Source organism: Actinomycetes bacterium, assembly GCA_036510875.1.
In the GTDB taxonomy this organism is placed as follows: domain Bacteria; phylum Actinomycetota; class Actinomycetes; order Prado026; family Prado026; genus DATCDE01.
The window spans coordinates 1-9247 of sequence record DATCDE010000018.1; the positions used below are offsets into that span (position 1 = coordinate 1).

The 9247-nt window shown below is 71.7% G+C and carries 8 protein-coding genes; all 8 read right to left on the reverse strand.

The genetic code is table 11. The features are described 5' to 3' along the window. Window positions 1-281, reverse strand: a 281-nt coding sequence (locus VIM19_01080; GenBank protein ID HEY5183509.1) for a branched chain amino acid aminotransferase, incomplete at its 3' end; no start/stop codon positions are given. A 14-nt stretch (window positions 282-295) separates the two neighbouring features. Beyond that, a complete protein-coding gene (locus VIM19_01085) occupies window positions 296-1336 on the reverse strand; it encodes a 3-isopropylmalate dehydrogenase (GenBank protein HEY5183510.1) in 1041 nt (346 codons plus the stop codon). 17 nt (window positions 1337-1353) lie between these two features. After that, complete coding sequence (serA, locus tag VIM19_01090) at window positions 1354-2943, reverse strand: phosphoglycerate dehydrogenase (GenBank protein ID HEY5183511.1); 1590 nt, start codon at window positions 2941-2943, stop codon at window positions 1354-1356. Between the two features lie 139 nt (window positions 2944-3082). Next, window positions 3083-4111 carry a ketol-acid reductoisomerase gene (gene ilvC / locus VIM19_01095; protein HEY5183512.1) on the reverse strand — a complete coding sequence of 343 codons (1029 nt, stop codon included), beginning with the start codon at window positions 4109-4111 and terminating at the stop codon, window positions 3083-3085. Between the two features lie 65 nt (window positions 4112-4176). Next, the gene (gene ilvN, locus VIM19_01100) at window positions 4177-4713 is read right to left on the reverse strand and encodes an acetolactate synthase small subunit (GenBank protein HEY5183513.1); all 537 of its coding nucleotides are present in this window, start codon (window positions 4711-4713) and stop codon (window positions 4177-4179) included. Window positions 4714-4715: 2 nt separating this feature from the next. Next, window positions 4716-6521: an acetolactate synthase large subunit gene (locus tag VIM19_01105; protein HEY5183514.1), complete on the reverse strand. Its 1806-nt coding sequence runs from the start codon at window positions 6519-6521 to the stop codon at window positions 4716-4718. Window positions 6522-6698: 177 nt separating this feature from the next. Then, the gene (gene ilvD / locus VIM19_01110; GenBank protein HEY5183515.1) at window positions 6699-8378 is read right to left on the reverse strand and encodes a dihydroxy-acid dehydratase; all 1680 of its coding nucleotides are present in this window, start codon (window positions 8376-8378) and stop codon (window positions 6699-6701) included. A 4-nt stretch (window positions 8379-8382) separates the two neighbouring features. Then, window positions 8383-9247, reverse strand: an 865-nt coding sequence (locus VIM19_01115; GenBank protein HEY5183516.1) for a 2-hydroxyacid dehydrogenase, incomplete at its 5' end; no start/stop codon positions are given.

Consider the following 9247-nt stretch of genomic DNA (forward strand, 5'->3'; position numbering starts at 1 on the left):
TTCTCCCACGGCCGGAACAGCTTGATCGAGCCGTCCGCGTGCCGATACGCCTTCAGCCCCTCGAAGATCGACTGGCCGTAGTGCAGCACCATCACCGCTGGGTCCAGCTCGATGGGCGCGTACGGCACGAGCTCGGCGTCGTGCCAGCCGCGGCCCTCGGTCCAGCGGGCCGTGACCATGTGGTCGGTGAAGTACCGGCCGAAGCCGGGGTCAGCGAGTCGGGCCGCGCGTTCGGCGTCCGCCAGCGGGTTGCTCGTCGGCTTCCACTCGATCATCGTCATGACAGGAACCGTAGTCAGCCGGAGACGGCGGCTGCCAGGGAGTCCCCGATCTGGGCGGTGCCCCGGGGTTCGCGGCCGACCCGTGCGGCCAGGTCGGCCGCCACGGCGCCCTCGACCGTCGTCGCCGCGGCCGGCAGCCCGAGGTGGTCGAGCAGCATCGCCACGGACAGGACGGTCGCAGTGGGGTCCGCGGTCCCGGTCCCGGCGATGTCGGGCGCCGACCCGTGGACCGGCTCGAACATGCTCGGGTGGGCCCGGCTCACGTCCAGGCTCCCGCTGGCGGCCAGGCCGATGCCGCCGGCGATCGCCGCCCCCAGGTCGGTGAGGATGTCGCCGAACAGGTTGTCGGTGACGACGACGTCGAACCGCTCGGGCTGGGTGACGAAGAACATCGAGGCGGCGTCCACGTGCAGGTAGTCGACGGCGACGTCGGGGAACTCGGGGGCGACCGCCGCGACCGTCCGGGTCCACAGGTCGCCCGCGTGGGTCAACACGTTGTTCTTGTGCACCAGGGTGAGCTTGCGGCGGGGCCGGGCGCCGGCCCGCGCGAACGCGTCGCGGACGACCCGCTCGACGCCGAACCGGGTGTTCAGGCTCTCCTCGGTGGCCACCTCCTGCGGCGTCCCCTTGCGCAGGAAGCCGCCGGAGCCGGCGTACGGCCCCTCAGTGCCCTCCCGCACCACCACCATGTCGATGCGCTCGGGGGTCGCCCCGGCCAGCGGGCTGGTGACGCCCGGGTAGAGCCGCACCGGGCGCAGGTTCACGTGGTGGTCGAGCTCGAAGCGCAGCCGCAGCAGCAGCCCGCGCTCGAGCACGCCGCTGGGCACCGACGGGTCGCCGACCGCGCCGAGCAGGATGGCGTCCTGGCCGCGCAGCTCGTCGAGGACCGAGTCGGGCAGCGTCTCCCCGCTCGCGTGCCAGCGCCGGGCCCCGAGGTCGTACTCGGTGCGCTCGACCTTCAGGTCATGTGCGGGGGCCACCGCGTCGAGGACCTTGAGCCCCTCGGCGACGACCTCCGGGCCGATGCCGTCGCCGCCGATCACGGCCAGCCGCAGAGTGCGGGTCACCGTCGTCAGCCCTCCAGGTCCACGACTCGGCCGGAGTGCGCCCCGATCGCGTCGGTGATGCCGGCCAGGACGGCGGGCGGGACGACGGAGTCGATGGTCAGCGCCATCAGGGCGTGCCCGCCCTTCTCGTCCCGCGACACCTGCATCCCGGCGATGTTGATGCCGGCGTCGCCGAGCAGCTGGCCGACCGTGCCGACCACGCCCGGCTTGTCGTGGTAGTGCAGGAACACCATGTGGCTGCTGGGCACCAGGTCGATGTCGAACCCGTCGACCTCCACCAGCTTCTCGATCTGCCGCGGTCCGACCAGCGTGCCGGACACCGACACGACCTCGCCGTTGGCCAGCGTGCCGCGGACGGTCAGCAGGTTGCGGTGGTCGGGGCTCTCGGCGCTGGTGAGCAGCGCGACCTCGACGCCGCGCTCCTTGGCCAGCAGGGGCGCGTTGACGTAGGAGACGGACTCCTCGACGACGTCGGTGAAGACGCCCTTGAGCGCCGCCAACTCGAGCACCGTGACGTCGTGGGCGGCGATCTCGCCGCGGACCTCGACGTCGACGCGCGCGGCCACGCCGCCCGCGAGGGCGGTGAAGATGCGGCCGAGCCGCTCGGTGAGCGGCAGGCCGGGCCGTACCGCCTCGGCGATGGCGCCGCCCTGCACGTTGACGGCGTCCGGCACCAGCTCGCCGGCCAGCGCGAGCCGGACCGAGCGGGCCACCGCGATGCCGGCCTTCTCCTGCGCCTCGTCGGTGCTCGCACCGAGGTGCGGGGTGACCACGACGTTGTCGAAGGCGAACAGCGGGCTGTCGGTGCACGGCTCCTTGGCGAAGACGTCGATGCCCGCGCCGCCCACGCGGCCCTCGGCGATGGCGGTGGCCAGCGCGGCCTCGTCGACGATGCCACCGCGGGCCGCGTTGATGATGCGCACGGTCGGCTTGACCTTGCGCAGCGCCTCCTCGCCGATCAGGCCCAGGGTCTCCGGGGTCTTGGGCAGGTGCACGCTGATGAAGTCGGCCTCGGCGAGTAGCTCGCCCAGGCTCATCAGCCGGACGCCGATCTGCGCAGCGCGGGCGGTCTGCACGTAGGGGTCATAGGCGACCAGGCGCATCCCGAACGCCGACATCCGCTGCGCGACGAGCACGCCGATCCGGCCGAGGCCGACCACGCCGAGCACCTTGTCCTGCAGCTCGACGCCGCTGAACTTGCTGCGCTTCCACTCACCGTTCTTCAGCGCGGCCGAGGCCGGCGCGATGTTGCGGGCGCTGGCGATCAGCAGACCGACCGCCAGCTCGGCCGCGCTGACGATGTTCGACTGCGGCGCGTTCACGACCATGACACCGGCCTGGGTGGCCGCCGGGACGTCGACGTTGTCCAGGCCGACACCGGCGCGGGCGATGACCCGCAACCGGCGGGCCGCGCCGATCGCCTCCGCGTCCATCTGGGTCGCGCTGCGGACCAGGACGGCGTCGACGTCGGCCAGCGCGGGCAGCAGCTGGGAGCGGTCGGCGCCGTCGCAGTGGCGGACCTCGAAGTCAGGACCCAGTGCCTCGACGGTGGCCGGGGACAGCTCCTCAGCGATGAGGACGACGGGCTTGGTCATGGCGGTACCGACTTTCCTGAGGGTCGGGCGGCTGCGACGCGGGGAGTGTACCCAGGGCTCGTGAAGGCGTTCACAATCGTCCGCAGGGCGAGACGGCCACGGTCGGCCAGCCGCACCCTTCGCCTGGTCGACCAGCGGGTCAGCGGGCGGCGGTGCCTTCCTGGTAGTCGGCGTCGCCACGGTCGACCCAGGCCATCAGCTGGCGCAGCTCGCGACCGGTGGCCTCGATCGGGTGCTGCTCGCCCTCGGCCCGCAGCCGCTTGAACTCCGGCGCGCCGGCGTCCTGGTCAGCGATGAACCGACGGGCGAAGGTGCCGTCTTGGATCTCGGTCAGCACCTGCTTCATGTTGTCCTTGACGTGCTGGTCGATGATCCGCGGCCCACTGACGTAGTCGCCGTACTCGGCGGTGTCCGAGACCGACCAGCGCTGCTTGGCGATGCCGCCCTCGTACATCAGGTCGACGATCAGCTTGAGCTCGTGCAGGCACTCGAAGTAGGCCACCTCCGGCTGGTACCCGGCGTTCACCAGGGTCTCGAAGCCGGCCATGACCAGCGCGGAGGCACCGCCGCACAGCACCGCCTGCTCACCGAACAGGTCGGTCTCGCACTCCTCGGTGAAGGTGGTCCTGATCGCGCCGGCTCTGGTCCCGCCGATGCCCCTGGCGTAGGCCAGGGTCAGCGGCCAGGCCGCTCCACTGGCGTCCTGCTCGACGGCGACCAGCACGGGTACGCCGCGGCCGGCGACGTACTCGCGGCGGACCAGGTGGCCGGGGCCCTTGGGGGCGACCATGCACACGTCGACGCCGGCCGGCGGCTTGATCAGGTCGAAGCGGATGTTGAAGCCGTGCCCGAAGAACAGCGCGTCACCGTCGACCAGGTTGGGGGCGATCGCGTCGGCGTACAGCGACCGCTGGGCCGGGTCCGGCGCCAGAACCATGACCAGGTCCGCCTCCTCGCAGGCCTCGGCCGACGTGAGGACCCGCAGGCCCTCCGCCTCGGCCTTCTCCCGGCTGCGGGAGCCCTCGGGCAGGCCGACCCGCACGTCGACGCCGGAGTCGCGCAGCGACAGCGCGTGGGCGTGGCCCTGGCTGCCGTAGCCCAGCACCGCGACGTGCCGGTTCTGGATGATCGAGAGGTCGGCGTCGTCGTCGTAGAACAGCTCAGCCACGGGGGCTCCTTCGATGGTCGTCTTGGTGGAACGGCTGGGTGTGCGGTCGTCGGGCTGGGGTGCGGTCAGGCGGTGCTCTTGTCGCTCTTGTCGACGGGGCGCAGCGCCCGGTCGGTGATCGAGCGCGGACCCCGGCCGATGGCCACGAGGCCCGACTGCACGAGCTCCTTGATCCCGTAGGGCTCGAGCACCTTGAGCAGCGCGGCCAGCTTGTCGGCGTTGCCGGTGGCCTCGATGGTGACCGCCTCGGGGGCGACGTCGACCACCTTGGCCCGGAACAGGGTGACGATCTCGAGCACCTGGGAGCGGAACGCCGGCTCGGCCTTGACCTTGACCAGCATGATCTCGCGCAGTACGGACTGCTCGGGCTCGAGCTCGACGATCTTGAGCACATTGATCAGCTTGTTCAGCTGCTTGGTCACCTGCTCGAGCGGGTGCTCCTCGACGTTGACCATGATGGTGATCCGGGAGACGCCCGACTGCTCGGTCGGGCCCACCGCGAGCGACTCGATGTTGAAGCCGCGACGGGAGAACAGCCCGGCGATGCGGGCCAGCACGCCCGGCTGGTCCTCGACCAGCACGGACAGGGTGTGGCGGTACATGCTCAGTCCTCCCGGTCCCAGGTCGGCGCCATCCCGCGGGCGACCATGATGTCGTCGTTGCTCGTCCCGGCCGCGACCATCGGCCAGACCATCGCGTCCTGGTGGACACCGAAGTCCACCACGACCGGCTGGTCGTCGATCTCCATGGCCCGCTCGATCGTCGCGTCGACGTCCTCGGCCTTGTCGCAGCGCAGCCCCACGCAGCCGTAGGCCTCGGCCAGGGCGGCGAAGTCCGGGATCCGCTTGGACTGCAGGTCGGTGTTCGAGTAGCGCTCGTTGTAGAACAGCGTCTGCCACTGCCGGACCATCCCGAGGGCGCCGTTGTTGATCACAGCCACCTTGATCGGGATGTTGTTGATCGCGCAGGTGGCCAGCTCCTGGTTGGTCATCTGGAAGCAGCCGTCGCCGTCGATCGCCCACACCGTGGTGTCCGGGCGGCCCACCTTGGCCCCCATGGCAGCCGGGACTGCGTAGCCCATGGTGCCCAGGCCGCCCGAGTTCAGCCAGCTGTTCGGCTTCTCGTACTGCACGAACTGCGCGGCCCACATCTGGTGCTGGCCCACGCCCGCCACGTAGACGGCGTCCGGTCCGACGATGGTGCTCAGCCGCTCCACGACGTACTGCGGGGCGAGCTCGCCGGCGTCCGGGGTGGAGTAGCCCAGCGGGTAGGTCTCCCGCCAGCCGTCGACGGTCTGCCACCAGCCGGCGTAGTCGCCGCGGCGGCCCGCGTCGTGCTCGGCCTGGACCGCCACCACGAGGTCGGCGATCACCTCCCGGGCGTCGCCGACGATCGGCACGTCCGCCGTCCGGTTCTTGGAGATCTCGGCGGGGTCGATGTCGGCGTGGATGATCGCCGCGTCGGGGGCGAACGTCGACAGCTGGCCGGTCACCCGGTCGTCGAACCGGGCGCCCAGCGCGATGATCAGGTCGCTCTTCTGCAGGGCGCCGACCGCCGCGACGGTCCCGTGCATGCCCGGCATGCCCAGGTGCAGGCGGTGGCTGTCGGGGAAGGCGCCGCGGGCCATCAGCGTGGTGACCACCGGGATCCCGGTGAGCTCGGCGAGCACCCGCAGCTCGGCGGAGGCTCCGGCGCGGATCACCCCGCCGCCGACGTACAGCACCGGACGGCGGGCCGACGTGATGAGCCGGGCCGCCTCGCGCACCTGCTTGCCGTGCGGCCGGGTGACCGGGCGGTAGCCGGGCAGGTTCAGCGACGTCGGCCACTCGAAGTGGGTGAGCGCCTGCAGGGCGTCCTTGGAGACGTCGACGAGCACCGGTCCGGGGCGCCCGGTGGAGGCGATGTGGAACGCCTCGGCGATGGTGCGCGGGATCTGGTCCGGGTCGGTCACGAGGAAGTTGTGCTTGGTGATGGGCATCGTGATGCCCCGGATGTCGGCCTCCTGGAAGGCGTCCGTGCCGATGGAGGAGCTGGTCACCTGGCCGGTGATCGCCACGATCGGCACCGAGTCCATGTACGCGTTCGCGATCGGGGTGACCAGGTTCGTCGCGCCCGGCCCGGACGTGGCCATGCACACGCCGACCTTGCCCGTGGCGGTCGCGTAGCCCTCGGCCGCGTGTCCGGCACCCTGCTCGTGGCGGACCAGGATGTGCCGCAGCTTGGAGTCGAACAGCGGGTCGTAGGCGGGCAGGATCGCGCCGCCCGGGATGCCGAAGACCACCTCGGCGCCGGCGGTCTCGAGGGACTGAACCAGGCTCTGTGCTCCGGTGATCTGCTTGGTCATCTGAGGTCTTTCTCGCGGGGTGTGACACGGGGCAAACAAAAAACCCCTCGGCCCATTGTGGGCGATCGAGGGGTGCGCGCTCGGCTGGGGGTCAGCCGGCGCGCGTACCGATTACGAGGAGCAGCGAACGCATGCGAACCACCGTTGCACCGGGTTCCGCAGGCGTCAAGCCAGCGAGACGATCATCTCAGCATCCGGACAACGGTCACGGGGCAGGGCGCGTCCGCCGGGCCCCGGGACCGGTCAGTCGCAGACGGCGCCCTGGGCTGCCGAGCCGACCAGCTTGGCGTACTTGCCCAGCACCCCGGTGGTGTACCGCGGCTCGCGCGGCTTCCAGCCGGCCCTGCGGGTGGCCAGCTCGGCCTCGTCGACCAGCAGGTCGAGCGTCCGGGTGGACGTGTCCAGCCGGATCCGGTCCCCGTCGTGCACGAACGCGATCGGCCCGCCGTGCGGCGCCTCGGGGGCCACGTGGCCGATGCAGAACCCTGAGGTGGCGCCGGAGAACCGGCCGTCGGTGATCAGCATGACGTCCTTGCCGAGGCCGGCACCCTTGATCGCGGCCGTGACCGCGAGCATCTCCCGCATGCCCGGCCCACCCATCGGGCCCTCGTAGCGGATCACCACGACGTCCCCGGCCCGGATCCGGCCCTGGGTCACGGCCTCCATCGCCTCCGACTCGTCGTCGAACACCCGCGCGGTGCCCTCGAAGACCGGTTCCTCGATCGACGCGGCCTTGATCACCGCCCCCTCGGGGGCCAGCGATCCCCTGAGCACCAGCAGCCCGCCGGTGCGGTGCAGCGGCTGGGCCACCGACATGATGACGCGCCCGTCCGGAGCGGGAGGGGCGAGCTCGGCCAGGTTCTCGGCCAGCGTCTTCCCGGTGACCGTGAGGACGTCGCCGTGCAGCAGTCCCTCGTCGAGCAGCGCCTTCATCACCACCGGGACGCCGCCGATCCGGTCGACGTCGTTCATCACGAAGCGCCCGAACGGCTTCACGTCGGCCAGGTGCGGTGTCCGGTCACCGATCCGGTTGAAGTCGTCGAGGTCGAGCTCGACCCGGGCCTCGTGCGCGATGGCCATCAGGTGCAGGACGGCGTTGGTGGAGCCGCCGAGCGCCATGACGACGGCGATCGCGTTCTCGAACGCGTCCTTGGTGAGGATGTCGCGGGCGGTGATGCCGCGGCGCAGCAGCTCGACGACCGCCTCGCCCGAGTGGAAGGCATCCTCGTCCCGGCGGCGGTCCACCGCGGGCGGTGACGCCGAGCCCGGCAGGGACATGCCCAGCGCCTCGCCCACGCTGGCCATCGTGTTGGCGGTGAACATGCCGCCACAGGCGCCCTCGCCAGGGCAGGCGTGGCGCTCGATGTCATCGAGCTCGGCCCGGCTCATCAGTCCGGCCGCGCAGGCGCCGACGCCCTCGAAGGCGTCCTGGACGGTCAGGTCGCGATCCCCGAGCCGCCCCGGCAGGGTCGACCCCGCGTAGACGAACACACTGGCGACGTCGAGACGCGCGGCGGCCATCAGCATGCCGGGCAACGACTTGTCGCAGCCGGCGAAGGTCACCATGCCGTCCAGCCGCTCGGCGTGCATCACGGTCTCGACCGAGTCGGCGATGACCTCGCGGCTGACCAGCGAGGTGCGCATCCCCTCGTGGCCCATGGAGATGCCGTCGGACACCGAGATCGTCCCGAACTCCAGCGGGAAACCGCCCGCGGCGAACACGCCCTCCTTCGCCTTCACTGCCAGCCGCTTCAGGGACAGGTTGCAGGGGGTGATCTCGTTCCAGCTGGACGCGATGCCGACCTGCGGCTTGTCCCAGTCGCCGTCGCCCATACCCACCGCGCGCAGCATGGCCCGGTTCGGGGCCCGCTCCATGCCATCGGTGACGTCACGACTATGCGGCTTGTTGACGGGGGCGCTCATGGCGTCATCCTACGGACGCCTCTGCCGCCCCAGGACGGGGGTGAGAGCGGGGCCAGCGGACCACGTTGAGCAGCGGCTGCCCCGCGGCAAACCGGCCCAGCTGGTCCGCGAGCAGCCGGTACGCCCTCGGCAGGAAGGCTGTGGAGTTGCCGCCCACGTGCGGGCTCAGCAGCAGCCCAGGCGCCCCCCACAGCGGGTGCCCGCCCGGCAGCGGCTCCGGGTCGGTGACGTCGACGGCCGCCCGCAGCCGCCCCGAGGACAGCTCAGCCACCAGGGCGTCGGTGGTCACGACCGGCCCCCGAGCCACGTTCACCAACAGGGCGCCGTCCGGCATCGCGGCCAGGAACGCCGCGTCGACCAGCCCCCTGGTCTGCTCGGTGAGCGGGACGCACAGCACCACGACGTCGGCCTGCGGCAGCAACGCCGGCAGGTCGGCCCATCCGTGCACGCCGTCCCGAGGGCTGCGCGCCACCCGCAGCACCTCGACCTCGAACCCGGCCAGCCGTTGCTCGACCGCCGCGCCCACCGAGCCGTAGCCCACGATCAGCACAGTCCGGTCGGCCAGCGAGACCCGGGTGGACGGCGCCCAGCGCTGCTCGCCCTGGGCCAGCACGAAGTCCGGCAGCCCGCGCAGCGACGCCAGCATCAGGGCCACCGCCAGCTCCGCCGTCGAGGCGTCGTGCACGCCGCGCGCGTTGCACAGCGTGACCCCGGCCGGCACCAGCGGCAGCACGTCGTCGACGCCGGCGGTCAGGGTCTGGACGACGCGCAGCGACCGCATCCCAGCGATCGGCGCCAAGGACGACGCCCCGCCCATGTACGGGACGACGAACAGCTCCACGTCGGCCACTGAGTCGGGCCACGGGCCG